The 24,804-nt window shown below is 69.4% G+C and carries 25 protein-coding genes and 2 pseudogenes; 11 read left to right on the forward strand and 16 right to left on the reverse strand.

Features of this window, described 5'->3' with window-relative positions; all coding sequences use genetic code 11:
* Positions 1–40 precede the first annotated feature (40 nt).
* A pseudogene (locus ACWGIH_RS10255) lies at positions 41–346 on the forward strand (IS200/IS605 family transposase).
* A 475-nt stretch (positions 347–821) separates the two neighbouring features.
* On the opposite strand, the pseudogene ACWGIH_RS10260 reads toward ACWGIH_RS10255, so the two are convergent.
* Positions 822–881 (reverse strand): annotated as a pseudogene (locus tag ACWGIH_RS10260) (hypothetical protein); the annotation flags it as partial.
* A 319-nt stretch (positions 882–1,200) separates the two neighbouring features.
* Here ACWGIH_RS10260 and ACWGIH_RS10265 point away from each other — a divergent pair.
* A complete protein-coding gene (locus ACWGIH_RS10265) occupies positions 1,201–1,683 on the forward strand; it encodes a DUF5709 domain-containing protein (RefSeq protein ID WP_453446728.1) in 483 nt (160 codons plus the stop codon).
* Positions 1,684–1,796: 113 nt separating this feature from the next.
* On the opposite strand, the gene ACWGIH_RS10270 is transcribed toward ACWGIH_RS10265, so the two are convergent.
* Complete coding sequence (locus ACWGIH_RS10270) at positions 1,797–2,114, reverse strand: hypothetical protein (protein ID WP_453446726.1); 318 nt, start codon at positions 2,112–2,114, stop codon at positions 1,797–1,799.
* A gap of 67 nt (positions 2,115–2,181) precedes the next feature.
* Here ACWGIH_RS10270 and ACWGIH_RS10275 point away from each other — a divergent pair, with 67 nt between their 5' ends.
* A complete protein-coding gene (locus ACWGIH_RS10275) occupies positions 2,182–2,685 on the forward strand; it encodes a DUF1360 domain-containing protein (protein ID WP_453446724.1) in 504 nt (167 codons plus the stop codon).
* Between the two features lie 59 nt (positions 2,686–2,744).
* Here ACWGIH_RS10275 and ACWGIH_RS10280 read toward each other — a convergent pair whose 3' ends face one another.
* Positions 2,745–3,554, reverse strand: coding sequence for a VOC family protein (locus tag ACWGIH_RS10280; RefSeq protein WP_453446722.1), 810 nt, complete (start codon positions 3,552–3,554; stop codon positions 2,745–2,747).
* Positions 3,555–3,948: 394 nt separating this feature from the next.
* On the opposite strand from ACWGIH_RS10280, the gene ACWGIH_RS10285 reads away from it, so the two are divergent.
* Positions 3,949–4,218 (forward strand): hypothetical protein, encoded by a 270-nt coding sequence (locus ACWGIH_RS10285; RefSeq protein ID WP_453446720.1) that lies wholly within the window; start codon positions 3,949–3,951, stop codon positions 4,216–4,218.
* 502 nt (positions 4,219–4,720) lie between these two features.
* On the opposite strand, the gene ACWGIH_RS10290 is transcribed toward ACWGIH_RS10285, so the two are convergent.
* On the reverse strand, positions 4,721–4,948 hold the full coding sequence (locus tag ACWGIH_RS10290; protein ID WP_453446719.1) for a DUF5133 domain-containing protein: 228 nt from the start codon (positions 4,946–4,948) through the stop codon (positions 4,721–4,723).
* Between the two features lie 222 nt (positions 4,949–5,170).
* Complete coding sequence (locus ACWGIH_RS10295; protein ID WP_453446927.1) at positions 5,171–6,034, reverse strand: aminoglycoside phosphotransferase family protein; 864 nt, start codon at positions 6,032–6,034, stop codon at positions 5,171–5,173.
* 625 nt (positions 6,035–6,659) lie between these two features.
* On the opposite strand from ACWGIH_RS10295, the gene ACWGIH_RS10300 reads away from it, so the two are divergent.
* Entirely contained in the window at positions 6,660–7,646 is a 987-nt protein-coding gene (locus ACWGIH_RS10300) for an acyl-CoA desaturase (protein ID WP_453446717.1), read from the forward strand.
* A 72-nt stretch (positions 7,647–7,718) separates the two neighbouring features.
* Positions 7,719–8,132 carry a DUF5994 family protein gene (locus tag ACWGIH_RS10305; protein WP_453446715.1) on the forward strand — a complete coding sequence of 138 codons (414 nt, stop codon included), beginning with the start codon at positions 7,719–7,721 and terminating at the stop codon, positions 8,130–8,132.
* Positions 8,133–8,261: 129 nt separating this feature from the next.
* On the opposite strand, the gene ACWGIH_RS10310 is transcribed toward ACWGIH_RS10305, so the two are convergent.
* Together ACWGIH_RS10310 and ACWGIH_RS10315 are read right to left on the reverse strand one after the other, a co-directional pair.
* Positions 8,262–8,990 carry a GAF and ANTAR domain-containing protein gene (locus tag ACWGIH_RS10310; RefSeq protein ID WP_453691624.1) on the reverse strand — a complete coding sequence of 243 codons (729 nt, stop codon included), beginning with the start codon at positions 8,988–8,990 and terminating at the stop codon, positions 8,262–8,264.
* Positions 8,987–9,751 (reverse strand): GAF domain-containing protein, encoded by a 765-nt coding sequence (locus ACWGIH_RS10315; RefSeq protein ID WP_453691626.1) that lies wholly within the window; start codon positions 9,749–9,751, stop codon positions 8,987–8,989. The genes ACWGIH_RS10310 and ACWGIH_RS10315 overlap by 4 nt, the downstream gene beginning before the upstream one ends.
* Positions 9,752–10,140: 389 nt before the next feature.
* Here ACWGIH_RS10315 and ACWGIH_RS10320 point away from each other — a divergent pair, with 389 nt between their 5' ends.
* Complete coding sequence (locus ACWGIH_RS10320) at positions 10,141–10,878, forward strand: GAF and ANTAR domain-containing protein (RefSeq protein WP_453448201.1); 738 nt, start codon at positions 10,141–10,143, stop codon at positions 10,876–10,878.
* Positions 10,879–10,928: 50 nt separating this feature from the next.
* Here ACWGIH_RS10320 and ACWGIH_RS10325 read toward each other — a convergent pair whose 3' ends face one another.
* Both ACWGIH_RS10325 and ACWGIH_RS10330 read right to left on the reverse strand, forming a co-directional pair.
* Complete coding sequence (locus ACWGIH_RS10325) at positions 10,929–11,336, reverse strand: STAS domain-containing protein (RefSeq protein ID WP_453448202.1); 408 nt, start codon at positions 11,334–11,336, stop codon at positions 10,929–10,931.
* 660 nt (positions 11,337–11,996) lie between these two features.
* On the reverse strand, positions 11,997–12,557 hold the full coding sequence (locus ACWGIH_RS10330; protein WP_453448203.1) for a TetR/AcrR family transcriptional regulator: 561 nt from the start codon (positions 12,555–12,557) through the stop codon (positions 11,997–11,999).
* A 114-nt stretch (positions 12,558–12,671) separates the two neighbouring features.
* On the opposite strand from ACWGIH_RS10330, the gene ACWGIH_RS10335 reads away from it, so the two are divergent.
* On the forward strand, positions 12,672–13,364 hold the full coding sequence (locus tag ACWGIH_RS10335) for an SDR family oxidoreductase (RefSeq protein ID WP_453448204.1): 693 nt from the start codon (positions 12,672–12,674) through the stop codon (positions 13,362–13,364).
* A gap of 56 nt (positions 13,365–13,420) precedes the next feature.
* On the opposite strand, the gene ACWGIH_RS10340 is transcribed toward ACWGIH_RS10335, so the two are convergent.
* On the reverse strand, positions 13,421–14,299 hold the full coding sequence (locus tag ACWGIH_RS10340; RefSeq protein WP_453448205.1) for a hypothetical protein: 879 nt from the start codon (positions 14,297–14,299) through the stop codon (positions 13,421–13,423).
* A gap of 190 nt (positions 14,300–14,489) precedes the next feature.
* On the opposite strand from ACWGIH_RS10340, the gene ACWGIH_RS10345 reads away from it, so the two are divergent.
* Positions 14,490–15,734, forward strand: a complete 1,245-nt coding sequence (locus tag ACWGIH_RS10345) for an ROK family transcriptional regulator (protein ID WP_453448206.1) — start codon at positions 14,490–14,492, stop codon at positions 15,732–15,734.
* A gap of 58 nt (positions 15,735–15,792) precedes the next feature.
* Here ACWGIH_RS10345 and ACWGIH_RS10350 read toward each other — a convergent pair whose 3' ends face one another.
* The 5 genes from ACWGIH_RS10350 to ACWGIH_RS10370 form a co-directional block, all read right to left on the reverse strand.
* Positions 15,793–17,172, reverse strand: a complete 1,380-nt coding sequence (locus ACWGIH_RS10350; protein ID WP_453448207.1) for a GH1 family beta-glucosidase — start codon at positions 17,170–17,172, stop codon at positions 15,793–15,795.
* Between the two features lie 26 nt (positions 17,173–17,198).
* Positions 17,199–18,056 (reverse strand): carbohydrate ABC transporter permease, encoded by an 858-nt coding sequence (locus ACWGIH_RS10355; protein ID WP_453448208.1) that lies wholly within the window; start codon positions 18,054–18,056, stop codon positions 17,199–17,201.
* Positions 18,057–18,061: 5 nt separating this feature from the next.
* On the reverse strand, positions 18,062–19,021 hold the full coding sequence (locus ACWGIH_RS10360; protein ID WP_453448209.1) for a carbohydrate ABC transporter permease: 960 nt from the start codon (positions 19,019–19,021) through the stop codon (positions 18,062–18,064).
* Positions 19,022–19,031: 10 nt separating this feature from the next.
* On the reverse strand, positions 19,032–20,297 hold the full coding sequence (locus ACWGIH_RS10365) for an ABC transporter substrate-binding protein (RefSeq protein ID WP_453448210.1): 1,266 nt from the start codon (positions 20,295–20,297) through the stop codon (positions 19,032–19,034).
* Positions 20,298–20,423: 126 nt separating this feature from the next.
* Positions 20,424–20,672 (reverse strand): hypothetical protein, encoded by a 249-nt coding sequence (locus ACWGIH_RS10370; protein WP_453448308.1) that lies wholly within the window; start codon positions 20,670–20,672, stop codon positions 20,424–20,426.
* 298 nt (positions 20,673–20,970) lie between these two features.
* On the opposite strand from ACWGIH_RS10370, the gene yicI reads away from it, so the two are divergent.
* Entirely contained in the window at positions 20,971–23,208 is a 2,238-nt protein-coding gene (gene yicI / locus ACWGIH_RS10375; RefSeq protein ID WP_453448211.1) for an alpha-xylosidase, read from the forward strand.
* A 200-nt stretch (positions 23,209–23,408) separates the two neighbouring features.
* On the opposite strand, the gene ACWGIH_RS10380 is transcribed toward yicI, so the two are convergent.
* Positions 23,409–23,780, reverse strand: coding sequence for a winged helix-turn-helix transcriptional regulator (locus tag ACWGIH_RS10380; RefSeq protein WP_453448212.1), 372 nt, complete (start codon positions 23,778–23,780; stop codon positions 23,409–23,411).
* 92 nt (positions 23,781–23,872) lie between these two features.
* On the opposite strand from ACWGIH_RS10380, the gene ACWGIH_RS10385 reads away from it, so the two are divergent.
* Positions 23,873–24,712: an SDR family oxidoreductase gene (locus tag ACWGIH_RS10385; RefSeq protein ID WP_453448213.1), complete on the forward strand. Its 840-nt coding sequence runs from the start codon at positions 23,873–23,875 to the stop codon at positions 24,710–24,712.
* Positions 24,713–24,804: the final 92 nt, after the last annotated feature.

Here is a 24,804-nt window from a genome sequence, read left to right on the forward strand (position 1 = left end):
TCACACCGGCCATCACGTCACCTACCACCTCCACGCCCACCTGATACCTCGTCACCAAGTACCGGCGCGGTGCCTTCGATGACAACATGCTGAAGCGGAGTGAGGAGATCATGGGGGAGGTGTGTGGCAAGTTCGAAGTGGAACTGCGGGAGTTCAACGGCGAGGCTGATCAACTCCCTCAAAGGCGTCAGCTCTCGCTACCTGCGCGCCGAGAACACCGGCCGGATCAACCAGGCCAGGGTGGGCTCCGTCTTCTGGTCGCGCTCCTACTTGTCCGCTTCGTGCGGCGGCGCACCACTCACCGCCACCCGGTCAGTACATTGAGCAGCAAGAACGTCCGCTGTGATCTGCGGGTCACAGCGGTCCTGGATGCGTTTCTCTCCCCGGTTGAAGCCGGGTACACCCACGCAAGATGAAGGACTGAGCGTGGCGTGGCGGCGGCAGTGAGCGGCGGTCTCCTGGTCGAAACCAGGAGACCGCTGGAAACCCTGCTCCGGGGATAGTCGACCTCTGCTGATCTGACGCCCGCAGCCGCGTCTTCGAGTACGCCGAGTGCGTCGCGGGTGTCGCAGTCGTCCAGCAGCGCGCTTGACGCGGAGGCACGGCCACGGCCGGGCAACGTCCTGGCCCTCCTCACCCGGCCTGTACCTGGGGCCTCTACCTGGCCGCATCGCCCTGACGCGACTGCGGCCGCATCGCCCTGAATCGCGACCTGATCGTCGGCGGGTCGGTCCTCCCACCACGCCTCCACGTCGAGCGGGTTCGCCGAGCACGGGCATGCGCATGCCCGTCAGGTCGTCTCTGCTCGTCACCTTGCCGAGGTCCGTGGCGGGGCCGCGGGACCAGCGCAGGTACAGGCGGCGACGGCGTTCTTCCGCCAAACGGGCCAGTTACCGCAGCGTGTGCAGGACCGGCAGGTCGTCCGAACCGCTCATGCGTCTGGTGGCTCTCCTTGCTGCTTCTTCGCTCCTCGCGCCATCTCCCGCCAGCAGCCTCTGTGCCGCCTCTTCGATGGGCACCGGGTCGCCGGACGGCACGGCCGCGGCCCTTCTCACGCGCCTCCCGGGAGTGCCCCAAAGGCGCGTCGGCAGACCGCTCGGTGTCGCGTTTGGCGAGGTCGGCCACGGGCACTTCGAGCACCGACGCGCGACGATCTAAGGACGAAGCGCGATCTCCCGAGACCCCTAGCGCGAGGTAGTCATGAGCGACCAGAACATGGCGGACGACGCCTACCAGCCCACCGACGGCAACGAGGAGCAGGCGGACGCCTCCCCGCTGGACCTCCAGGACGCGGTGGACGAGCGTAGTTACGACGACATGCTCGACGAGGGCTATTCGCCGCCGGAGAAGCCGCTCGGCGTCACCAAGACGGGGACGACGGCGGAGGAGCAGCACGAGGGCGAAACGCTCGACGAGCGTCTCGCGCAGGAGGTCCCGGACACGGAGCCGCCCGCCGGTGACGGCGTCGGTGATCTGCCTGGCGGTGAGGGGGAGCCCCTCGACCCGGAGTCCGGGGAGAGCCGCGCGGGACGTCTGGTGGCGCCGGACGAGGGCGCCCATCCGGACACCACCAAGGAGGTCATCGCCACGGACGAGGGAATCGACGGCGGCGCGGCGGGGGCCGAGGAGGCGGCGGTACACATCGTCCCCGACGAGGAGCTGCCGCCGGCCTCGGAGACGTGACTGACAGGGTGGGCGGCTGGGCACCCGGTGCGGGCGTCCCCTCCGGGAGCCGCCGGGGAGAGCCGGTTGCCGGGCTCATGACCAGCAGTCGGGGGCCCGACTCTGCGTCCGGTTCACGGGCGGGGGTTGTCCCGCCGCCACGGAGGCTTGGCGTCGGCCCCCGCGCGTCCGGCCACCGAGGCGCACCGCCTGCACAGCCGCTGGATGCGGTCGGCCGCGCCGCCGGACTCGGGGATGGCATCCGTCCAGGGCACGTGCGGGAAGCGTGTGAGCTGCGAGCGGCTGAGGGAGAGCCCGCAGACCGTTTCGTTGCGGCCCCGCTCCCAGGCGTGCGCCTCACCGGCGGGCAGTCGCCGCCGCCCCTCTTCCTCGTCGACCCATTGGCCGGAAGCCGCCACCGCGTATGTCGTCCGTTGAGCGTGCCGAGTCATGCTCACCGACTCCTTTCATGCCTTTCTTGCCTGATGTGTTACTCCCCCACCCCTCACTGGAGGCGTCATGACAGCCGCCGAGAAGCCTTTCGGCCATGAGTACGACGAGAGCGGAAACGTCCCCCACGTGGGTTACGCCGTTCTAGCGGCGACGTTCACGGCCACAGCCGGCGGCCTCGCGTTGCTGGCGCGCCGGCGCGGTGTGGTCCTGCCGGAGCGTGTGCCGCCGTGGGATGTGGCGCTCCTCGGCGTGGCGACGTACAAAACCGCTCGTCTGCTCACCAAGGACAAGATCACCAGTTTCCTCCGAGCGCCGTTCACCCGCCGCGTCGACGACACCACGGCCGGCGAGGTCATGGACGAACCGCGGGGCACCGACCTCAGGCTGGCGGTGGGCGATCTGGTGTCGTGCCCGTTCTGCGTGGCGCCCTGGGCGGCCACCGGTCTGCTGGGGGCCTACGCGCTCGCTCCCCGGGGTGCCCGGCTGGTGGGGGCCGGCTTCGCCGCCATGACGATGGCCGACTGGTTGCAGTACGCCTGGACGTACACGCAGGAGAAGGCCAAGGGCTGACGGACCTCGCCCACGGTCCCGCCCGGCCCTGCGGGAACGACCGCGGCCGTGCGCTCCCCTCAAGGGTCCGAGCGGCCCGTGACGGTGAAGATGCTGCCCTGTGGGTCGCAGAGAGTAGTCGCGAGGCTGCCCTGGCCACCGTGGCGCACCACTGCACCTCCGTGCCGTAGCGCCGCACGCACCGTGGCCTGTGGGTCGGCGGCCGTGAAGTAGACATCCCACCGGGGCAGGTCCGCCGGGTCAGGCGCGGCGTCGACCGCTCCGGAGCCGAGGCGGGCGAGCACCCTGCCCTCCTGGCTCAGGACGACTTCGTCGTGCTCATAGCCGACGTCGCAGCAGCCGGGGCGTTCGCAGGCCCAGTCCAGGACCTGGCCGTAGAAGATGGCTGCCTCGAAGGCGTTCGATGATTCCAGGCGCAGCCAGACGGGGGCATCCGCTCGCCAGGAGTGCCAGTTGGAGATCAGCCGGCCCTCCCAGATGCCGAACACGGCGCCGTCCCGGTCTGCCGCAAGGGCGCCGCGGCCCACCGGGAAGCGCAGGGGTCCCACGGCGACGGTGGCGCAGCGCTCACGGATCCGGGCGGCCGTCTCGTCGGCGTCCTCGACCGCGAAGTAGGGCGTCCACGTGGCAGGGACCCGCAGCGTCGAGGCGAGAGCGCCGATGCCGGCCACGGGCTTGCCCTCGTACAGCGCGACGCGGAAGTCCTCGCCGAGACTCGCCGGGCGGAATGTCCAGCCGAAGACCGCGCTGTAGAAGGACTCCGCAGCGGCCAGGTCATGCGTCAGCAAGCTCGTCCAGCAAGGTGCGCCGACGATTTCACGGCTGGTGGTGGCATCCGCCGCGACGGTGGCAGTTCTGTGTTCGGTCATCGCACTCGACATCCCATGAGCAAAGAGGCGCGGCAGCGGATCAGCTGCCTGAAAACACGCTCTCGTGCGTTGCCGTGCCGATCCCGCACAAACGACTCGATCGCCCGGCTTCACCCGCTTTTGCCATGCTATCCGCCAGGGCCTTTGTCGAAGGGATGCCACCGCCCGCCCGTCGATGCTGACGCCAACGGCATCCGGTAACCGCCGGGCCCCCCTGGGCTGACCGCGACAGCCGAACGCCCCCGGGCCCCGGACGGCGATCTCACAGGGCTCGGCCATCCTTTGCCGATAAAGGCGCCGTCTCCAGCGGCCGGGTGATGCCGCGAGCACACCTCGCCCTTCTGCGCGGGTCGCGGCGGTGGTCGTGGTCGTGCCCGCCCTACCATCTGCCCCTGTGGCCCACACCTTTGAAGAACTGGTCGAGATGCAGCGCGCGGCCGACGCCGCGTGCGCACAGGCGCAGCGGCTACGGGATCAGTACGGTCCGCCGACCGTCCACCCGTGGTCCGAGCACCAGTCACAGACGTACGAGACGGCATGGCGAGCAGGGCGTGATCTCACCCGGGACATCCAAAGCGCGGTCACCGAGTACGCCAAGCAGCAGGGTGAGGCCAGGCAGGACACGGAAGCCCGGGTGAAGAAGGCCGCCGGGCACGTTGAGTAGCGTCGCGACAGCGCACCGTCTGTCTGGGGCCACCGTCTCCCTGGGCCACTCCTGTCAGCGGTCCGGTCGGGCGGGCGGCCACCGTGGCCCAAGCTTGTCCGGCTGGGCCGTTAAGGGTGGTCCGGGCGTTCCTCGGGCGGGGTCCCGCCGCCAGGGCCGCCGCCTTTGCTGCCCTTGTCCGTTCCATGGTCGTGAGCGCCGGCTCGGCGGGACTTCCCCGGCTGTCGCGCCTTTAGTTCGGCGCTGTCCTGGGGCGTTGCCCCGCCCTTGTCGCTGCGCCGCTGCTCGGGCTGCTGCGGGTTCGACATCACGATCGCTCCCCTCACACGTTCCGGTTCACCGACCAGGCGTCCGGTCCGGCACCGGACCGGAAACGACTGCGCGTTCCATGTTCCCATGTGACTGTGCTCCAGTCCCTTTGAGCAGGGGCGTAACGGCAGACGACCGCTGCGCGCCAGGAACTGGGACTGGCGGGGCGGCGCTGTGGCGCCGCCCACCGTAGTCAGGCGGTGAGGACGGGCTCGCTTTCCACGTGGGAGGCGGAGAGGCGTCCGCGTGCTGCGCTGAGGGCGGCGTCGATGTGGCGGGTGCCGGTCGATATGCAGAGCGTGTAGGCGACGTCTTCCATGCGCTGACGTGCTTGATCGGTGCCGTTCTCAGCATGCAGGGCGGTCAGCGTCTCGTACTGCTCCAGCAGGTTCTTCAGCACGACCGGGTGTGCCATCAGCATCAGGGCCTCCCTCAAAGCCACAAAGCCACTACCAGGGGTATGCGTCGCATCTTGTGCCCCACTGCCGCATCGATATTCACCGCGTCTGCAACTTGTCGCCGCGGGCCCCCGCGAGACACCAGTGAGGGCCCCGTCTCACTCTCTGCCCCTGACGTCCGCCGGTCCAACTGGCGTACCAGGCACACATTTGCTGCGTATGGGCGTTCTCGTGCACCTGCGGGGCTAGCCGATGAGGGCCTGGGTGATCTGACGGGTGGTCTGCGCGGCGACCCGGGGGTTGACGGCGGCGTAGTAGGTGTAGGCGTTGAGGCCGGTGGCCAGGGCCCAGCCGCGGCCCCGCAACCAGGTGGCGTCGTCCACGCCGAGAGCGGCGCGGAAGGCGGCCCGGGGCTCTGCCGACATCAGGGTGAAGGCGATGGTGAGGTCGCAGGCCGGGTCGCCGATGCCGAGCCCGCCGAAGTCGATGACCGCACTGAGACGGCCGTCGACGGTCAGCAGGTTGCCGGTGTGGAAGTCGCCGTGGACCCAGACCGGCGGCCCCTGCCACCGGGGAGCGTCCAGCGCCGCCTCCCACAGCTCGGTCATGGCCGCGGCGTCGAACGCGTCGGCGACCGTGGCGATGGCGGCTCGGGTCGCCCGGTCCCGTGCTGCCAGCGGCGGGGCGGCGAGGTCGTCACGGGCGCCCAGGGCCGAGCTTCCCTCGGGCACGCAGCGTTGGAGAGCGGTCAGGAACCCGGCGAGTTCGACGGCGGCAGCGGACGAATCGGCCAGTGCCTCGACCGTCGCCACCTCGCCGTTCAGCCAGCGGGAGACCGCCCACGGCCACGGATAGCCCAAGGAGGGCTCCCCCACGGCCACGGGCGCGGGGATGGCCAGAGGCAGGTGCGGGGCCAGCCGGGGCAGCCACTCGGACTCCTTCTGGGCCTGCCCAATGGCGTCGGCATGGCGGGGCAGCCGGACGGACAACTCCTCGCCCAAGCGGTAGATCACATGGTCCGAGCCGGCCGGTTCCAGCAGTTTCAGGGGCAACGCGGCCCAGTGCGGAAACTGCGCGTCGATCAGACCTCTCACCAGCGCGGCGTCCATCGAGGGACGAACATCCGTGACTCCGTCGACTGCCAAGAACAGCTCCAGTAATCGACCCGCCCGAGCGGCAGGTAATGGAGGCCATCACAGTGCATCGCAGGCTCGCGTGTCGACCCGATTTCCCCACCGATGCCATCCGCCACGGGGGTTGGCGATGCGAAGGTCCGTGTTGTCGATCGTGCGGGGCCCGAGGTCCATCCGGAGGCCGCCGCCGTCCACGTACGTCAGGACAGATCATCCTCGGGCACGGCTACCTCGCCCACGCACGGCTGACCAGACGTCACAGGCGTATTCGCAGGTTCACCGGCGTGCAGGGCACGTGGGAAACCGGGGATCGCATCGCCCCGGAGGGCCAGGCTGGACCCGCCGCCATCACTTACCTCCGCCTTGATCCAACAAAACCGCCAAGCGCCCACATCTCAAACTCGCCTACCAGTAGCGCCCGTTGGGCTTCGGCGTACGTCCAGTCCTTTTCCGGGCAGGCAGGAGTACGGTGGAGGAGGCGAGGGGGTGTGCAAGCCGGTGCCCGATCACCTCGGAGCACCCTCACTTTTCCCTCGCCACCCGTTCAGGGGCAGCCCCCGACCCCGGCCGCGCCATTCGCAACCAGGCCGAGGAGCCGCAGATGTCCTTGACGTCCACCACGCATCCCGCCACACTCCCGCCGGACCAGAGCTACGACGGCGACTCGCCCTTTCCTGACGGGAGGCCGGCGCCCCCGCGGGACGGTATGGAACGCCTGGCCGTGGTGGTGACGGCGGTGATCGTCGTGCTGCCGTTCGTAGGACTCGGTGCCGCCGGATGGCTGCTGTGGGGGCGTCTGATCCATCCCGGGGACATCGTTCTCGGGATCGCCCTGTACGTGATCACCGGTCTCGGCGTCACGGTCGGCTTCCACCGCGGTCTCACGCACGGTAGTTACCGTGCGGTCCGTCCCGTGCGCGTCGCTCTCGCGGTGGCAGGATCGATGAGCTTCCAGGGCGATGTCCTCGGCTGGGTCGCCACGCACCGCCGCCACCACGCGTTCACCGACCGCCCGGGCGACCCCCACTCCCCGTACCGCTACGGCACGCATCTGCGGGGCCAGTTACGCGGACTGCTGCACGCACACATCGGCTGGCTGTTCCGCAACGACCCCACGTCAGCCGAGCGTTACGCCCCGGACCTGCTGGCCGACCGTGACATCCGTGCGGTCTCCCGCGCCTTTCCGGCGCTGTGCCTTGTCACCCTCGCCCTGCCGTTCGGCCTGGGCTGGGCCATCGGGGGCAGCTGGCTCCACGGAGTAACCGGGCTGCTGTGGGCGGGACTTGTCCGTATCGCGTTGCTGCATCACGTCACCTGGAGCGTGAACTCGCTGTGCCACATGATCGGCGAGCGCCCGTTCCGCACCCGACGCCACGACCGGGCCACCAACCTGTGGCCGCTCGCCCTGCTCTCGTTCGGTGAGAGCTGGCACAACTTGCACCACGCCGACCCGACCAGCGCCCGCCACGGTGTGGGCCGAGGTCAGCTCGACCCGTCGGCCGCAGTCATCCGCCTCCTCGAACGCCTCGGCCTGGTGCACGAGGTGCGCTGGCCGACGCCGGCCCGTGTAGCCGCCCGTCGCCTCTGACGGCTTCCTCCGAGCCGCCTCCACCCACCCGGAACCACATTTCCACCGCACAGCAGGCAGGAGTCGCACCTCATGACACTCGCGCCGATCTCCCCACTCCCCTCCCAACCCTTGCTCCGCCTGCGGCTGGCACCTCCCACCGGCGGGCCCCGCGCGATCGACGGGGCATGGTGGCCACGCTCGTACGACCTGCTCACCGAACTCCCCGCGCTGCTCGCCGGGTTGCCCCGCAACTGGGGCCACATCGCCACCGTCGTACTGAACGGCGCGGCATGGTCGACGACGCCGAGCCGGATGCTCGTGGCCGGTCAGGTCGTCCGTCTGCAAAGGCGCCGGACCGCCGGCACCACGCGCACCGTCATCCTTACCGCCCCCGGCGAAGGGCGCTGGGACCTGATTGTCGTGCCTCCGAATACGGCCGAGGAGGCCGCGGAGCCGATCATGGCGCGAGCGGCGCGCGCGAGTGGAAACCACTTCCAGCCGTGACGAACCGCCCGCCTGGGGCACCCCCCGCCGGTCTGATGCAGAAGGGAAACAGTGGGCCTGCTGCGGCGGGGGTGGGGACGCGCCCCTCCGCCGGGGCACCCGGGGGGGGCGATCGGGACAGTCGCGCGGTCAGGGGCGTTGGATGGCTGAGGAGTTCAGGGTGCCGTCGATGAGTTGCTGGCAGAGTCCGGCGAGGGTTTGTCGGTGGGCGCGGGCGTGTTGGCGCAGGGCGTCGAAGGCTTCGTCGAGTGTGGATTGCCAGCGTTCGGCGAGGATGCCTTTGGCTTGTTCGATGACGATGCGGCTGGAGAGGGCGGCCCGGAGCTGGGCGCGTTCGATGTTGCCGTGGACGACGGTGCGGTGTTGCAGGATGGCGATGGTGGCGACGTCGGCCAGTGCCTGGGCCACGCGTGCGTCGGCGTCGCTCAGTTTTTGGTCGCGGGAGTCGAAGAGGTTCATGGCTCCCACGACTTTTTGCCGCAGTCGCATGGGCAGAGCGTGGGTGGTGGCGTAGCCGGCCTGGCGGGCGCGCTCGGCGAAGAGGGGGAAGGCGGCCGTCTGGGCGGGGGAGGTCAGAGCGATGTTGAAGCGGGCGGTGCCGGTGCGGTGGCATTCCACGCAGGGGCCCTGGTCGACTTGGAGAGCGAAGAGTTCCAGCAGCCGGGTGTGTTCGTCCGATGCGGCGATCAGCTGCAGGCCCCCGGCGGGGTCGGCGAGCATGACGCCCACGGCGGAGACGTCGAGCAAGTCGTTGCACCGGTCGCACAGTTGGTGCAGGAAGTCGATCAGGTCGAAGTCGCAGACGAGGGTGTCCACGGCATCGACCATGGCTGCCAGGAGTTGTTCTTCGCGTTTCATGGCCCTTCAGTCCCTTCACCGGCAGGAATGTCCGGCCCGTTTTCATCATCGTGGAAGGCCAGGCGCCTGGCTACCACGTCGTTGGCTACCTCCAGCACGGGCCTTTCGTGCCGGTAGGCGTGGGCGCGCAGCAGGAGCAGGGCCTGGGCGAGGCTGACCCCGGCCTGGACGCTGACCATGCCGCTGGCCTGGTGGACGGCGGCCCGGTAGAAGTCGGCGGAGTCCTCTGCGGTGGCGAAGGCCTCTTGTTGCGGGCTGTTCTCCAGCAGGATGGGGATCAGGGCGTTGGTGACCAGCCAGGTGTCGGTCATCGCGGCGTCCGAGAGCGGACCCGGTGTGGTGCGTTGCAAAGTCATCGTCCCCAGGCAGGCGGAGCCGACGGTGAGGGGAAAGCAGAAGATCGCGCCGATGCCCAGCGCGGTGGCTTCGGGCACCAGCGCCGGCCACCGCTCCGCCGGCACGCGGGCGAGGTCTGCCACCAGGACGGGTCGGCACGTGGCGGCCGCTTGGAGGGCTGGTCCCTGTCCGAGGGTGAACTGCAGGTCCTCCAGCCAGGCGCTGGTACCCGGCGTGAACCACAGCAGTTCGCTCAGGCCGTTGCCGGTGGTCGCGGAGACGGCGATGCCGTCCACCCGCAGAGCCTGGGCGCACAGCCTCGGGTCCGCGCCGACCAGACCCGCATTCCCCGGGGCCAGGCCCGCATCCCCGGAAGAGGGGTGCAGGCTCTGCAGCACGGCAGTCAAGTCACTGTCAGTGCCCATCGCTCTTCACCTCCCGTTTGCAGCAGCCTCAGGAGGGACCTCCGCGGCACGGAGGACACCGCTGACCAGCCCAGTTTAGGGGGCTTCTTACTGCGCATGCCCTCCTCCCCGTTACGGTGTCCTGCCGAAGCCGACGCGGCGGTCGGCCCCCTCCGCCAACGCCCCAGGAACGAAACAGGCAGACAACCGCATGGCTGCGGACGCCGCCGCACACGAGACGAGGCGTAGGGTGGAGACACCGGCTGCCCGAAGGCGACACCGCTCGCCCACCCCACCCTGACATTGGCTTCCGATAAGGGCAGCGTCGGCGGTGAATGCCGGAGTTCGGACGCCACCATGACCACCCGCCTCAGGTTGGCACGCCTGCCCGCCTCCTCACCGAGTCTCCGATGACGGCCGCCCGGCGGGAGGCCGTGATCCTCGCCGCCCGCTATACCCGCGACGCCGAACCCGGACTGCGCATCGGCGAGGCGTGCCGCAGGGCCCTGCACAGCGCGTACTCCGTGGGACTCACCCTGGCGGCCGACGCCGCCCTGGCGCAACGGGTCTCGCTGTGCGCGGTCGGCCCGCTGGCACGCAAGGGCGAGGAACTGCAGATCAGTCTCGGTGAAGGCCCCTGCGTACAGGCCCTGAGCGAGCGCGCTCCGGTTCTGGTCGCCGACCTCGATGACCCGGCCGCCACCTTGCACTGGCCCGTCTTTGCCCAACAGGCCAAGGCACACCACATCCGCGCCGCTTTCGCCCTGCCCGTCCTCAACGGCGCCGACCCGGCACAACAGGCCGGCCTCGTCCTCAGCCTCTACCGCCACCGGCCCGGACCGATCTCCGACGCCGACCTGCACACCGCACAGAACCACGTCAACGCTGCCGACCTCCTGCTCCTCGCCATGCCCGTCCCGAGCGAAGACGAGCTCATTCACGCCTGGCTCCTGCCTGCGGACGCCGTCGTCCACCAGGCCATCGGCATGATCAGCTACCGTCACGCCCTCACCACCGGCCAAGCCCTCGCCCTGCTGCGCGCCCACGCCCACACCCGGACGACGACCCTGTCCGACCTGGCCCATGCCGTCATCGACGACCACGTCGACCTCCGCGACCTGCCACCCTCCGAGGACTCGGACAGCTGACGGAGCCAGCCGATCTCGCGCCCGCCGGGCAGCGGCTGGTGACAGGCCGATCATCCGGAGCAGAGAGCGTCCTCGAGCGTGGAGAAGGGCTTGAAGAGCACGTCGAGTCCGGCCACCTCAAGGATCCGCAGGTGCCACGGCCGGGTACAGACCAGCCCCAGGTAGCCGTCGAGTTCGAGGGCCCTGCGCCGTGTCCGACAGAGCAGCGAGAGCGCGGAGCAGTCGAAGAACTCCACCGGTCGCAAGTCCACGATCACCCGGGCGTACGGCGCTGCAGTGGCGGCGTCGGTATGCACCTGGACACCGGGGGCGCTACTCACGTCGATCGCTCCGTAGAACTCGACCACGGTGAACCCGCGCTGACGATAACTGCGCGCACACCGAGATGGATGCGGCAGCCGCGGCGGCCCGTGGGCCCCGCACAGATCCGAGCTTGAACGCGCGTCGTTGATGCCCATGACACTTCCTGAAGTGAGACCCCCAACGGACGGGAGCGTGCGGCCGACGGACCGTCACCAGGGGCTGGGGCAACGCCCGACCACCGTACGAAGAAAGATGATGCAGAAACGTCCATGCGCCCGACAGGCAACCCATGCGGGTGGTTGCCTCGAGAGAAGGTTGACATGTCGAGTTACTTGGGCGTTCTTCTGATTACTTGGGCGTTCTACTGATCCAGATGTGTGGACAGCACCTTCGATCAACTGGCAACGCTCGTAGGTGAGCTGCTGGGGCCCTCTATCGCTGATGCCCCATCAAGCCATACTCTGACCTCAGACGAAGAGGCCGCGCGCTGTCACTCTGCGCGTGACTCCCTCAGGCTCCCAGCCCTCGAGCCAGAACAAAGGCCGGCTGGAGCCGTATCACCGACAACACGGCGCCAGCCTCCGCCCACCGGCAAGCGGGGGTACTCCCGCATCCCCAACTGCGGGTGGGCCCTCGTGAGGATGCGGCGGAGGGGAGCCCCGCATCCTCACGCTCGGGGGTGGCCGTCCCACACTGGCGGCGAAGTGCAGTCCCGGATGACGTGCCGCCCTGGGGTGGCATGGCACTGATGAACAGGTCGGTGGCCGCCGCTGTGACATGACTGGCAGGGGCCCGCCAAGGCGCCCCGCCCCTGCTCAGCCCTCCGCCGTCAAGGCTGCGCGTGCGGCGGTGAGGATCTCTTCGGAGAGTGGAGAGCCCTTGGTGGCCCGGGACAGGACCAGCGCACCGAACAGGGTGCAGAGGCGCACGATGCCGTCCTGTTCGCCATCGGCGAGGAAGTCGGCGAAGTCGGCCACCCCCTCGGTGTAGACGCGGCGCGCCGCGCCGTCCTCGTCCCCGCGCGCGACGTCGGTGGCGAGGGCTGCGACCGGGCAGCCGTCCGCCGGGTCGTCACGGTGTTCGACGGAGAGATAGGCGTCGATCAAGGCCCGCTGAGCGGCGTCCCGCTGCCCGTCGTACTGCTCGAGCCCGGCTGCGTGGTGTCGGGTGAGCTCTTCGAAGGCGCGGGCGGTGGCCTCGTCGACAAGTGCCTCCTTGGAGGTGAACTGCTTGTAGAAGGCGCCGTGGGTGAGACCGGCTGCCTTCATCAGGTCGGCGACGCTGATCTGAGTGCCCTGCTCCCGGAACAGCCGGGAGGCGGTGTCCACCACTCGCCTGCGATTTTCCTCCGCCTGCGCCTGCGATACGCGGCCCATGACCACCTCCCGTTTGGATGTCGACTGGCATCTATCCTAGCTCGGTGTTTAGATTGGAGGCATAATCTAAACACCAGGGTGGCCCGACGGCCCCCGCCAGGAGAAGGAGCAGACATGAAGCTGAAGGACGCGGTCGCAGTGGTCACCGGCGCCAACCGGGGCCTCGGGCGGCACCTGGCCGCCCAGCTCGTCGAGCACGGCGCCAAGGTGTACGCGGCGGCCCGCCGCCCCGAGACGGTCGACCTGCCGGGCGTCACCCCGCTGCGGCTGGACGTCACGGACGAGGAGTCGATACGCGAGGCCGCCCGCATCGCGTCGGACGCGACACTGCTCATCAACAACGCGGGCATCTCCACCGGTGCGCCGCTGATCGAAGGCGACCTGGGCGAGGTGCGCCGGGAGATGGACACCAACTTCTTCGGACCGCTCAGCGTGACCCGGGCCTTCGCGCCCATCATCGAGGGCAACGGCGGCGGCGCCGTGCTCAACGTCCTGTCCGTCCTATCCTGGGTGCACCCGGCTGCCCTTGGCTCCTACGCCGCGTCCAAGGCCGCCGCCTGGGCGCTGAGCGGTGCGATCCGCGAGGAGCTGGCGCCTCGCGGCATCGCCGTCTCGGCGCTGCACGTCGGATACATGGACACCGACATGGCCGCCGCTGTCCCCGCCGACCAGAAGACCGCCGCCGCCGACGTCGCGACCCAAGCCCTGCACGGCATCGAGACGGGCCGGCCCGAGATCGTCGCCGACGAGCTCACCCGGCAGATCAAACAGAGCCTGGCCGCCACGCCGCAGACGAACGCGGCGTGAGGTTCCGCGGTCACGGCATGCATCGAGGCGGACGCAGGTCTGCGGGGGCCGCGCGCTCAGTGGGGAAGCCAGACGGTTACGGCGCTGGCCAGCAGAGGAGCCAGCACCACAAGGCCCGCTTGGAGATCGGCGAGCGGCCCCGGCTCGGCGCCCAGCAAGTGCTCGAACCGGGATCGCTGCTCGGCCCGTTCCAGCAGCGCTTCAGGCTCGTCCGTACCGGTCAGGGTGAACAACCTGACAGCGAGAAGGCGGGCATGCCGTTTCAGACCCCAGGCCGCCGGCACGTAGACGATGGCGACGAGAAGCGAGCCTGCGCCGCCGAAGATCAGCACGAACTCGAAGGGCATGGCGTCAGCGGCCGCCATGGCGTCCGTCTTCACCATCTGTGCCTCCGTCCGGACTGCGGCTCCCAGGGCCAGCGTGGACAGCGCGACCAGGGCTCCCAGGCCTGCCAGCAGGGTTCGCAGGCTCCGTCGGCGAGCCAGGAGCCACTCCGTGAACTCGCCGGCGGCCATGCCGTCTCGATCACTGCGGGTCACTCGCCACAGTGAGTAGGAAACGCACACCGTGGGCGTCGCGCCGATCAGAGCGGCCCCCACCAGGATGGAGCCCCGCCACGCTCCCGGACGGTCGTCCACGGTGATCGCGGCCAGGCCGTCAAGGACGGCCCCCATTCCGACGAGGCTCGCGATGGTCATCAACGCCCGCCGGGAGCAGCGTTCCTCCATCGGCAGACATCGCCACTGGTAGACGCCCAGCACGAAAACGATTCCGGCCGCACCGGTCAGTCCAAGCGCCAGCGCCGACCAGACCGGCCAGAGAGCAGCTCCCTTGTACCCCGACATGGTCACCATGGCCACGCCCACGCCCAGGCCCACCGCGATCGGCGCGATCGTCGCCACGTTGGCCGCGACCCGTTCCCGGCGCATCGTCATCGGCCCTCCCCCTGCTCGCTGCCACAGCAGTGTCCCCCATCACGGCCCGGCGGCCGACGAGTTACGCCCCTGACGCCAAAGGCACGCGAGGCCGGGTAGACAGGCCCCCTTCGCTGTTGGTCGGCCTCGCCCTCGGCGCACCCGCGGCAGTGCAGGCCACGGCCGCTCGTCACATAGGGTCGAACCCACGATGAACAGCAACGATCCGTCCGCCGCACCGTCCAAGGCCGACAAGGCGACCGTACGGCGGCACAACCTCAGCCTGGTGCTGCGCACGGTTCATGACGCGGGTGAGACGACGCGCGCCGGGGTCGCCGCGCGGGTGGGGCTGACCCGGGCCGCGGTGTCCTCGCTCGTGGACCAGCTCCTCACCGAGGGGTTCCTCACCGAGTGGGGCAAGACGTTCAGCGGCCAGGCGGGCCGGCCGGGCACGGCGCTGCAGGTGGCGCGGACCGGGCCTGCCGGGCTCGGGATCGAGATCAACGTCGACTATGTGACGGTGTGCGTCATCGACCTTGCCGGCACCGACCGCGTACGCCTGGTGGAGCGCACCGACAACCGGGGCGCTCCGCCTTCCACGGTCCTGGCCCAGGCGGCTCGGCTCGCGTCCCGGGCCATCGCGTCCGCCGCGGAGCAGAAGCTCGGGCCCGTGGGTGCCGAACTGGCCCTGCCTGCCCTGGTCTCCGGTGGTTCGGTGCGGCAGGCTCCGAACCTGGGGTGGAATCGGGTGGCCGTGGAGGGGCTGTTCGCGCAGGCGTTGACGGCGCTGCGTCCCACACAGCGCGCCCTGCCGGTGAGCGCCGACAACGAGGCGAATCTGGCGGCGATGGCCGAGCTGTGGTTCGGCGACAGCGACGACCGCGTGACCAGCTTCATCTACCTGACCGGTGAAATCGGTATCGGCGGCGCCCTGGTGCTCAACGGTCAACTCCTGCGGGGCGCACACGGGTTCGCCGGTGAGATCGGGCACGTGGTGGTGGAGCCGGACGGTCCCGCGTGCCGTTGTGGTGCGCGGGGCTGCCTGGAGCAGTACGCCGGACAGGCCGCGCTGCTGCGGGCCGCAGGGCTGGATGAGGACGGGGGCCTGACCGGGCTCGCGGAGCTGGCGCGCCGGGCGGGCGAGGGTGAGCCGCGGGCCCGGCAGGCGATCGAGGAGGCCGGACGCCGGTTGGGCCGGGTGCTCTCGGGCGCGGTGAATCTGATCGACCCGGATGCGGTGATTCTGGGCGGTGTCTTCCGTGACCTCATGCCGTGGCTGGCCCCGGCCGCCGACGAGGAGCTGACGGCCCGTGTGGTGTCGGGCCTGTGGACGCCCGGCATCGGGCGGCTGCGGGCCTCGTCCTCGTCCGGTGACGCGGCGCGGGGCGCGGCCGCGAGCGTGGTGCGCGAGGTCCTCGCGGACCCGGCGGCGTACGTGCAGCGCATGGCGGACTGACCTCTCGGCCCGGGCTGGGCCCCTGGCGGTGTCGGTCCGCCGTGCGCTGGGGGCGGGGTCAGCTGCGGTGTGCCGCGATCAGCTGCCGGTACCAGTGGTAGCTGTCCTTGGGGGTGCGCTGCTGAGTGTCGTAGTCGACGCGTACGATCCCGAAGCGCTTGGCATAGCCAAGGGCCCACTCGAAGTTGTCGAGCAGCGACCAGACGTAGTAGCCGCGTACGTCGACGCCCGCGTCCATGGCGGCGCGCAGAGCCGTGAGGTGGCTGTGCAGGTAGGCGACGCGGTCCTGGTCGTGGACGCTGCCGTCCTGGTCCACCACATCGTGCTCGGCCGAGCCGTTCTCGGTGATGTGGATCGGCGGCAGGGCCTCGCCGTAGGTGTCCTTCAGTGCGGTCAGCAGGTCGGTGAACGAAGTGGGCACCACGGGCCAGTTCATGGCCGTGCGCCGCACGTCCGGGTAGGCCACCTCCTGGTAGCGGTTGTCCGTGGCGACGCGACGGGCGGGGTCGGGCTCGCGGTGGGGGGCGTCGGCGACGACGATCGGCCGGTAGTAGTTGATGCCGAGGAAGTCCAGCGGCTGGGCGATCAGTTCGAGGTCCCCGTCGTGGCGGAAGTCCTGGCGGGTGATGAGCTCCCCCCAGGTGTCCTGCTCGGTCTTGGGGTAGCGGCCCGAAAGGATCGGCTCCGTCCACACCAGGTTGTGCTGGGTGTCGGCGCGTACGGCAGCCGCGCGGTCGGCGGGCGCGTCGCTCGCGGGCACGTTGCGGTCGAGGTTGAGGGTGATGCCGGCTTCCCGGACACCGGCCGCGCGCAGTGCCTTCATCGCCAGGCCGTGGCCGACGAGCAGGTGGTGTGCGGCGGCCAGGGCGCCGGTGCCCTCCTGGGCGCCGGGGGCGTGGCGGCCGACGGAGTAGCCGAGGAATGCGCTGCACCACGGCTCGTTGAGGGTGATCCAGCGGGGTACGCGGTCGGCGAGGTGGTCGGCGACGATCTGCGCGTACTCGCCGAAGCGTTCGGCGGTCTCGCGCACGCGCCAGCCGCCTCGGTCCTCCAATGCCTGGGGCAGGTCCCAGTGGTAGAGGGTGGCGGCCGGTTCGATGCCGGCTTCGAGGAGTGCGTCGACGAGCCGTGAATAGAAGTCGAGGCCCTTGGCGTTGGCGGGGCCGGATCCGCTGGGCTGGATACGGGGCCAGGCGATGGAGAAGCGGTAGGAGTCGACGCCCAGGTCTCGCAGCAGGGCCACGTCCTGCGGGTAGCGGTGGTAGTGGTCGCAGGCCACGTCGCCGGTGTCGCCACCGTCGACGCGGCCCGGGGTGTAGCAGTAGGTGTCCCAGATGGAGGGGCCGCGGCCGTCTTCGTTCGCGGCGCCCTCGATCTGGTACGAGGCGGTGGCCGCGCCGAAGACGAAGTCGGCGGGGAAGAGGGGCAAGTCACTCATGGATGGCCTTACTTGGCGTGCGTGGGTTACTTGACGGATCCGCCGGTGATGCCGGCGGCGATGTACTTCTGGGCGAGGACGAGCAGTACTGCCGCCGGGATCGCGGACAGGACGGATGCGGCCATGACCGAGCCCCAGTCGCCGACGTGCGCGCCGATGTACTGGTAGATGCCGAGGGTGACCGGCTTGACGTCGTCGGTGGTGTTGAGGGTGAGCGCGAACATGAAGTCGCTCCACGCGTACAGGAAGGAGAACAGGCCCGCGGTGATCAGGGAGTTGCGGCTCATGGGGAGCACGACCTGCACGAAGGTACGCAGCCGGCCCGCGCCGTCGACCTCGGCGGCCTCGATGACCTCCTTGGGGATGGCCACCATGAAGGAGCGCATCAGGACGATGGCGAAGGGAATGCCGAGCGAGGCGTCGGCGAGCATGAGGCCGAAGTAGGAGTTGACCAGGCCTAGATCGACGTAGGCGCTGTAGAGCGCGTTGGCGATCACGATGCCCGGCACCATCTGGGTGATGAGCGTGCCGAAGACGATGGTGCGGGTGGCGCGCAGCCGGAACTGGGCGAGCCCGTAGGCCGCGGGAGCGGCGATGGCGAGACAGATGGTGACGGCGCCGAAGGCGACGGCGAGTGAGGTCAGCAGGTGGCCGCCCTGTTCGCGGATCGCCGAGGTGAACCCGGACAGGTCCACCCCGTGCGGGAAGGGCGAGACCTCCAGGAGGCCGGATGTGGGCTGCAGCGCCGTGTTGAGCATCCAGTAGAGCGGGAAGAGCATCACGCCCAGGATGAGTACGCCGACGACGGTGGCACCCCAGCGGCGCTTCGCCCTGATGGCAGGCGCGTGGGCGACGGGTGTCTCGGTGACGGTGGTGGTGGCCATGCCGGTCACTTCCCCTCGGAGCGGTTGGCCCGCAGGTAGAACACCGCGAAGACGGCGGAGATCAGGATCAGGACGTTGCCGACGACGGCACCCGCGCCGAAGTCCAGCTGCACGAAGGAGTTCTGGTAGGTGAGGGTGCCCAGGGTCTGGGTGGAGTCGGCGGGGCCGCCGTCGGTCAGGGCGAGGATCAGGTCGAGGATCTTGACCGTCGACATGAAGCCGAGGACCAGCACCACGGTGATGACCGGCTTGAGCAGCGGCAGCGTGATCGAGCGGAAGGTGCGCCAGGCGGACGCTCCGTCGAGGGACGCGGCCTCGTACAGCTCCTTGGGGACCTCCTGGAGGCCTCCGTACAGGATCACCATGTTGAAGGGGATGCCGATCCAGATGTTCACCAGGATGACGGAGAACAGGGCCATGCCGGGGCTGGTCAGCCAGGGGGTGGCGCCGCCCAGGCCAAGGGTGTCGAGGAAGGAGTTGAGGACGCCGGTGTCCTGGTCCAGGATGCGGCGCCACACGATGCCGGAGACGACCATCGGGACGAGCCAGGGCAGCAGGATCAGCGAGCGCAGCACGCCGTTGAGCGGGAATCGCTTGGTGAAGAAGACGGCGAGCGCGAGGCCGATGCCGAACTGGCCGATCAGGGAGCCGACGGTGAAGACGACGGTGTGCCACAGCGCCTTGCCGAACAGGTCGTCCTGGAAGACCTTGCTCCAGTTGTCGGTGCCGTTGAACGGGGCCTTGCCGTCGAAGAAGGTCGAGGGCGAGTAGTCCTGGAAGCTCATCAGGATGTTGCGCACGAGCGGGTAGCCGAAGAAGAGCACCATGAAGACGATGGCGGGCGCGAGGAAGCCCCACTGGGAGAGTGTGCGGCGGCGCCGGGCGCGTGCCGGGTCGGGCTTCTTGGCGGTGGTCGTCGGTCGGTCGTGGGCGGGCGTGGTCGCGGAGGTTGTGGTGGTGGCCATGTTCGTCACGTCACTTCCCGCTCGTGGCGCGCTGCTGGGCGCGCTGGAGCGCGGCCTCGCTCGACTGTCCGGTGAGAGCGGACTGGAAGGCGCTCTGCAAAGCCAGCGACACCGATGACCAGCGTGCGCCGACCTTGGCGGTGCGTGAGCGCGCGGTGGCCACCTGGTCGGCCAGGGCGTCGAGTTCGGGCACTTCCTTGCGCCAGACGGCGGCGGCCTTCTCGTTGGCCGGGACCATCCAGCTGTTGCGCGCGTAGGTGATCTGTTCCTTCTCGCCCGCCATGCAGTCGATGATCTTCGCGGCGGTCTTCTCGCGTGCGGTGTCACCGGTCTTGGGCACGGTCAGGACGGCGCCGCCGAGCGGGCCGACGGAGTCGTCCCCCGCCTTCGGCACGGGAATTTGGGCGATGCCCCAGTCCAGGTTCTTCTTGGTGTTGAGGGTCTCGACCTGCCACGGGCCGTTGATCATCATCGCGGCGTTGCCCGCCATGAACTGGTCGTTGACATCGGCCTGGGTCCAGTTGACGGTCGACTTGGACAGTGAGCCGTCCTTGATCAGGCCCTTCCAGTAGTCGAGTGCCTGGACGACCTGCTTGCTTGCCAGATGCGACTCGTCACCGCCGTTGGACCACATGAACGGCGTGAACTGGAAGACGCCGTCCTCCGCGCCGCCCGCGCTCAGGGCGATGCCGTACTGCCTGCCCTTGGTGAGCTTCCTGGCGGTCTGCCGCATCTCGTCCCAGGTGGTGGGCACTTCGAGGCCCGCCTTCTTCAAGGTGTCCTTGTTGTAGAACAGGGCGAGGGTGTTCACCGTGCGCGCAGCGCCGTAGTACGTGCCCCTGTAGGAGCCGAAGTCGACGATGCCCCGGGGTATGTCCCGGGTGGACAGGCCCAGTGTCCGCAGGTCGATGAGGCCGCCGGCCTCGGCGAACGTCGGCATCTCGGAGGCGTCGAACTGGATGACGTCCGGCAGGGACTTCGAGGACGCCATACGCAGGGACTTCGTCATGACCTGTGCCGCCGGCACGCTCTGCTGCTCGATGGTGATGCCGAGCCGCTTGCTGCAGCGGGACAGGGTGGCGGCGTCCCAGCCGTGGTACGAGTCGTCGGTCGAGGAGTTCAGGACGGTATAGACACCGTCGTCGCGTTGCTGGCCGCAGCCGGCGAGCGCGGTGGTGGCCACGAGCGCGGAGACAACGGTGAGCGGGACCGTCGCCCGCCGCCCGGCACGGCGGCGCCTGACACGCGCGCGCTGCGGTATGTGTGCTGCTGTCACGGTGGTTTGCCCTTGCCTGGGAGGGGTGGCCGGCCCGGCGGGACGCCCGTGTCCCGCCGGGGGTGTTCGCAGATCCCGGTACGGTTCCGGCCGCGGCCGTACGGGCTCGATCGCGGGGTGCGGAGCTCAGCGCACGCCGAGCAGATGCTCCGTGGCGAGCTGATCGAGGAGCTCACAAGCCAAGGGCCGCTGGGCGGCGGCGTTCACGTCGTAGTCCTCGTACACGCCCTGCCGGCGCGGGCGGGTTTCGGCACCGAAGGGGTCGTTGCGCCGCCAACCGACGGTCCACGGACCGAACGTAAACGTGTCGTCGGGGGTGGGGGTGTAACGGTCGGACATGGTGCGGCCCTTTGCAGCGAGTTTGTTTTCTGACATGACTAATACGCCACGAAGCGCTTCGACGCTAGACCCCGGAACCAAGTTGACGCCCTGCCAAAGCACGACTACCTGGCGCAATCACGAATCGAAGCGCTTCCGCGATCGCCCCGAATCCGAGCCCTTGCCGTTTTGTTTTCTGTACGATCAAATGGCCCGCGCAGCTACTTCTCCTTCAAGATCGCAAGCCTGTTGAGGGGCGCCACGCCGCCGACCAGCGTCGTCAGTCGTCATAGGCAGCGGCAGTCCAACGGCTCCTGCGACCCGAACTGCCACCCGCACCACCCCGAGGAAGATCATGAAGTTCACCGACGGCTTCTGGCTCATGCGCGACGGGGTCCAGGCCTCGTACGCGACCGAGACCCGCAGTGTCCGAGCCGACGCCGACCGCTTCACCGCCCACGCCGCGACCAAGCGCGTCGAGCGCCGCGGCGACACCCTCAACTCCCCCCTGCTGAGCGTCGACTGCTTCTCCCCCGCCGAGGGCGTCATCGGCGTACGCACCACCCACCTGGCGGGCAAGCGCCACCTTGGCCCGGACTTCGCCCTGCCCGGCGCCGACACCGGAGTCGGCCAAGTGCGCCGCGACGGCGACACGATCGAGCTGACCAGCGGCCCCCTCACCACCCGCCTGGACCACGCCGCGCCCTGGACCCTGTCGTTCTGCGACGCAGACGGCCGGGAAGTGACCTCGGCGGGCCGCAAGGGCACGGCCTTCTTCACCACCGGCGACGGCGCGCACCACATGGCCGCGGGGTTGGCGCTCGGCGTCGGCGAACAGGTCTACGGCCTGGGCGAACGCTTCACACCGTTCGTCAAGAACGGCCAAGTCGTGGACATGTGGCAGGCCGACGGCGGCACCAGCAGCGAACAGGCCTACAAGAACGTCCCGTTCAGCCTGCACCTCTCCCCCGCCGGCGCGTACGGCGTCTTCGTCAACCACCCGGGCAAGGTGAGCTACGAGATCGGGTCGGAATCGGTCGGGCAGATGCAGTTCAGCGTCGAGGACCAGACGCTGGAGTACTACGTCATCGCGGGCCCGACACCCAAAGACGTCCTGCGCCGCTACACCGCGCTCACCGGCCGCCCGGCGCTGCCCCCGGCGTGGTCGTTCGGACTGTGGCTCACCACCTCGTTCACCACGCAGTACGACGAGGAGACGGTGACGTCATTCGTCGACGGCATGGCCGAGCGGGACATCCCGCTGAGCGTCTTCCACTTCGACTGCTTCTGGATGCGCGAATACCAGTGGTCGGACTTCGAGTGGGACCCGGATGTGTTCCCCGACCCCGAGGGCATGCTGGCACGGCTCAAGGGACGGGGACTGAAGATCTCCGTCTGGATCAACCCGTACATCGCGCAGAAGTCCGCCCTGTTCGACGAGGCCGCCGCCGCGGGGTATCTGGTGAAGCGGGCCAACGGCGACATCTGGCAGTGGGACCTGTGGCAGGCGGGCATGGCGCTGGTCGACTTCACGAACCCCCGGGCCTGCGCCTGGTTCCAGGCGAAACTGAAAGTGCTGCTCGACCAGGGCGTCGACTGCTTCAAGACCGACTTCGGCGAGCGCATCCCCACCGACGTGGTGTGGCACGACGGCTCCGATCCGGAGCGCATGCACAACTACTACACGCACCTGTACAACCGCACCGTCTTCGAGCTCCTTGAAAAGGAGCGTGGCCCGGGCGAGGCCGTCCTGTTCGCGCGCTCGGCGACGGCAGGCGGCCAGCAGTACCCGGTGCACTGGGGCGGCGACTGCTGGTCGTCGTTCGGTGCGATGGCAGAGTCGCTGCGCGGCGGCCTGTCCCTGTCGTTGTCGGGCTTCGGCTTCTGGTCGCACGACATCGGCGGTTTCGAGGGCACCCCCGATCCGGCGGTGTTCAAGCGCTGGCTCGCCTTTGGCCTGCTCTCCTCCCACAGCCGTCTGCACGGCTCGAGCTCCTACCGGGTGCCGTGGGAGTTCGGGGATGAAGCCGTCGACGTGACACGGCAGTTCACGCGACTCAAGCACCGACTGATGCCCTACCTGTACGGCGCCGCGGCCCAAGCGCACCACACCGGCGTGCCGCTGATGCGGCCCATGCTCCTCGAGTTCCCCGAGGACCCCAGCGCCCGCGGCCTGGACCGGCAGTACATGCTCGGCCCCGACCTGCTCGTCGCCCCGGTCTTCTCGGCCGACGGCGTCGTCGAGTACTACCTGCCCGAGGGCACGTGGACCCACCTCCTGACCGGTGAACACGTCCAGGGCCCGGTCTGGCGCCGCGAGCGGCACGGCTTCGACAGCCTGCCCCTGTACGTCCGACCAGGAGCGGTCCTCCCGCTCGGCTCGGACACTCAGCACCCCGACGGCGACTGGCTGGACGGTCTCGCCCTGCTCGTCACTCCCGACGCGCACCAGGTGACGGTCACCATCCCCGACCACGCCGGCCACCCTGCCGCCGCGTACCAGGTGACACGTGAGGCCACGGGCAGGACGGTGACCGTCACTCCCCCGGAGGGACACAGCACGCCACGCACAGTGGTGTCGGCCGACCTGTGAAGTCCCTTGCCCCGGCGGGTTCCTCTGCGAGTGGCAGGGGCGTCTGCCGGGGCGAGCGGCGTGCCGGTGGCGCTCGTGAGAGGAGGGCGCAAGACCGCCGAACAGAGGGCGGACGACGTCGCGGATTTACTGCCGCCGCATCACCCTGGATCACCAGGAAACGCTGAACTGCCCTTCAGGACCGACCGGCCGCCACCGCACTATGCCGGGCTGCGCGGCGCCAGCTGCTGCGTGATCCGGTCGAACATGTCCGTCAGCGGCTCACCGATGTCCTGGCCGAACTCCGTCAGCCCGTAGGTGACCTGGGGCGGCGTACTCGGCTCCACCTCCCGCCAGACCAGGCCGTCCTGGACCAGCGCACGCAGGGTCTGAGCGAGCATCTTCTCGCTGATGCCGTGGATGCTGTTGCGCAGCTCGTAGAAGCGAAGATCGTGGCTCCGCAAGGCAATCAGCACCCACACACCCCACCGGCTGGTCACGTGGTCGACCACGTCCCGCGCGGGGCAGTCGGTGTGAAACACCTCATAGCGAGGTCCCGACTCGGCCTGCCTCAACTGCGACCCTTCTCCCATCTCCGGAGCTTACCTCCAGGTACGTCCTTACGAAAAGTAAGCCCTGCTCCTAGCGTCACTGACCGCAGCGCACAACCGACAAGGAGCTGAACATGATCGTGGTGACCGGGGCTACCGGCAATGTGGGCCGGCCTTTGACGCAGGCCCTGACCGAGGCGGGCGAGCAGGTGACGGCGGTATCGCGGCACGCGGTGGCGGCACCGGACGGGGTACGGCATGTGGCGGCCGACTTGGCAGAACCAGCTGGCCTCAGGCCCGCGTTGGAGGGGGCGAAAGCACTGTTCCTCCTGCTGTCGGGCCACCTGCACGCCCTCGACGCCGAGTCGGCCGACATCATCGGTCTGGCCGCGGCCAGTGGAGTGCGCCGTGTCGTCCTGCTGTCTTCACAGGGCGTGGCGACCAGGCCGCTGGGCCCCTCACGCATCGCACTGCGCGCAGTAGAGGACGCGCTGCGGGAATCAGGCCTGGACTGGACCCTCCTGCGGCCGGGCGGCTTCGCCTCCAACGCGTTGGCCTGGGCGGAGACGGTCCGCACGCAGCGCACGGTCTACGCACCCTTCGGCGACGTGGGAGTGCCGGTCATCGACCCGGCGGACATCGCCGAGGTCGCGGCCGCCTGCCTCTTGGACGACCGGCACACCGGCCAGGTGTACGAGCTGACCGGGCCGGAGGTCATCACGCCGCGACAGCAGACGGAGGCGATCGCCTCCGCGCTCGGCTCACCCATAAGGTTCCACGAACTCACCCGCCAAGAGGCCAGGGCCACCATGACCCAGTTCGTGCCGGCGGAACTCGCCGACGACACCCTGGACATCATCTCCGCCCCGAACCCGGCCGAAGTGCAGATCAGCCCGGACGTGGAACGGGTCCTCGGCAACCCCGCTCACCCTTTCAGGAGTTGGGTCGACCGCACCATCACCGTCTTCCGCTGAAGCACTCGTCTTGACAGCCAACCCTTCGCTTTAGATCACTCAGTACTTACGCCTCATAGCGCTCGATCGGCTTTGTCGACGAAGCCGATCGA

The organism is Streptomyces sp. NPDC054872, from assembly GCF_053610705.1.

What these genes read in the sequence shown, in the direction of transcription:
- ACWGIH_RS10265 (WP_453446728.1), top strand. Translation starts at nt 1,201, where the DNA reads ATGAGCGACCAGAACATGGCGGACGACGCCTACCAGCCCACCGACGGC.
- ACWGIH_RS10270 (WP_453446726.1), bottom strand. Translation starts at nt 2,114, where the DNA reads ATGACTCGGCACGCTCAACGGACGACATACGCGGTGGCGGCTTCCGGC.
- ACWGIH_RS10275 (WP_453446724.1), top strand. Translation starts at nt 2,182, where the DNA reads ATGACAGCCGCCGAGAAGCCTTTCGGCCATGAGTACGACGAGAGCGGA.
- ACWGIH_RS10280 (WP_453446722.1), bottom strand. Translation starts at nt 3,554, where the DNA reads ATGACCGAACACAGAACTGCCACCGTCGCGGCGGATGCCACCACCAGC.
- ACWGIH_RS10290 (WP_453446719.1), bottom strand. Translation starts at nt 4,948, where the DNA reads ATGCTGATGGCACACCCGGTCGTGCTGAAGAACCTGCTGGAGCAGTAC.
- ACWGIH_RS10295 (WP_453446927.1), bottom strand. Translation starts at nt 6,034, where the DNA reads ATGGACGCCGCGCTGGTGAGAGGTCTGATCGACGCGCAGTTTCCGCAC.
- ACWGIH_RS10300 (WP_453446717.1), top strand. Translation starts at nt 6,660, where the DNA reads ATGTCCTTGACGTCCACCACGCATCCCGCCACACTCCCGCCGGACCAG.
- ACWGIH_RS10305 (WP_453446715.1), top strand. Translation starts at nt 7,719, where the DNA reads ATGACACTCGCGCCGATCTCCCCACTCCCCTCCCAACCCTTGCTCCGC.
- ACWGIH_RS10310 (WP_453691624.1), bottom strand. Translation starts at nt 8,990, where the DNA reads ATGAAACGCGAAGAACAACTCCTGGCAGCCATGGTCGATGCCGTGGAC.
- ACWGIH_RS10315 (WP_453691626.1), bottom strand. Translation starts at nt 9,751, where the DNA reads ATGGGCACTGACAGTGACTTGACTGCCGTGCTGCAGAGCCTGCACCCC.
- ACWGIH_RS10320 (WP_453448201.1), top strand. Translation starts at nt 10,141, where the DNA reads ATGACGGCCGCCCGGCGGGAGGCCGTGATCCTCGCCGCCCGCTATACC.
- ACWGIH_RS10325 (WP_453448202.1), bottom strand. Translation starts at nt 11,336, where the DNA reads ATGGGCATCAACGACGCGCGTTCAAGCTCGGATCTGTGCGGGGCCCAC.
- ACWGIH_RS10330 (WP_453448203.1), bottom strand. Translation starts at nt 12,557, where the DNA reads ATGGGCCGCGTATCGCAGGCGCAGGCGGAGGAAAATCGCAGGCGAGTG.
- ACWGIH_RS10335 (WP_453448204.1), top strand. Translation starts at nt 12,672, where the DNA reads ATGAAGCTGAAGGACGCGGTCGCAGTGGTCACCGGCGCCAACCGGGGC.
- ACWGIH_RS10340 (WP_453448205.1), bottom strand. Translation starts at nt 14,299, where the DNA reads ATGACGATGCGCCGGGAACGGGTCGCGGCCAACGTGGCGACGATCGCG.
- ACWGIH_RS10345 (WP_453448206.1), top strand. Translation starts at nt 14,490, where the DNA reads ATGAACAGCAACGATCCGTCCGCCGCACCGTCCAAGGCCGACAAGGCG.
- ACWGIH_RS10350 (WP_453448207.1), bottom strand. Translation starts at nt 17,172, where the DNA reads ATGAGTGACTTGCCCCTCTTCCCCGCCGACTTCGTCTTCGGCGCGGCC.
- ACWGIH_RS10355 (WP_453448208.1), bottom strand. Translation starts at nt 18,056, where the DNA reads ATGGCCACCACCACCGTCACCGAGACACCCGTCGCCCACGCGCCTGCC.
- ACWGIH_RS10360 (WP_453448209.1), bottom strand. Translation starts at nt 19,021, where the DNA reads ATGGCCACCACCACAACCTCCGCGACCACGCCCGCCCACGACCGACCG.
- ACWGIH_RS10370 (WP_453448308.1), bottom strand. Translation starts at nt 20,672, where the DNA reads ATGTCAGAAAACAAACTCGCTGCAAAGGGCCGCACCATGTCCGACCGT.
- yicI (WP_453448211.1), top strand. Translation starts at nt 20,971, where the DNA reads ATGAAGTTCACCGACGGCTTCTGGCTCATGCGCGACGGGGTCCAGGCC.
- ACWGIH_RS10380 (WP_453448212.1), bottom strand. Translation starts at nt 23,780, where the DNA reads ATGGGAGAAGGGTCGCAGTTGAGGCAGGCCGAGTCGGGACCTCGCTAT.
- ACWGIH_RS10385 (WP_453448213.1), top strand. Translation starts at nt 23,873, where the DNA reads ATGATCGTGGTGACCGGGGCTACCGGCAATGTGGGCCGGCCTTTGACG.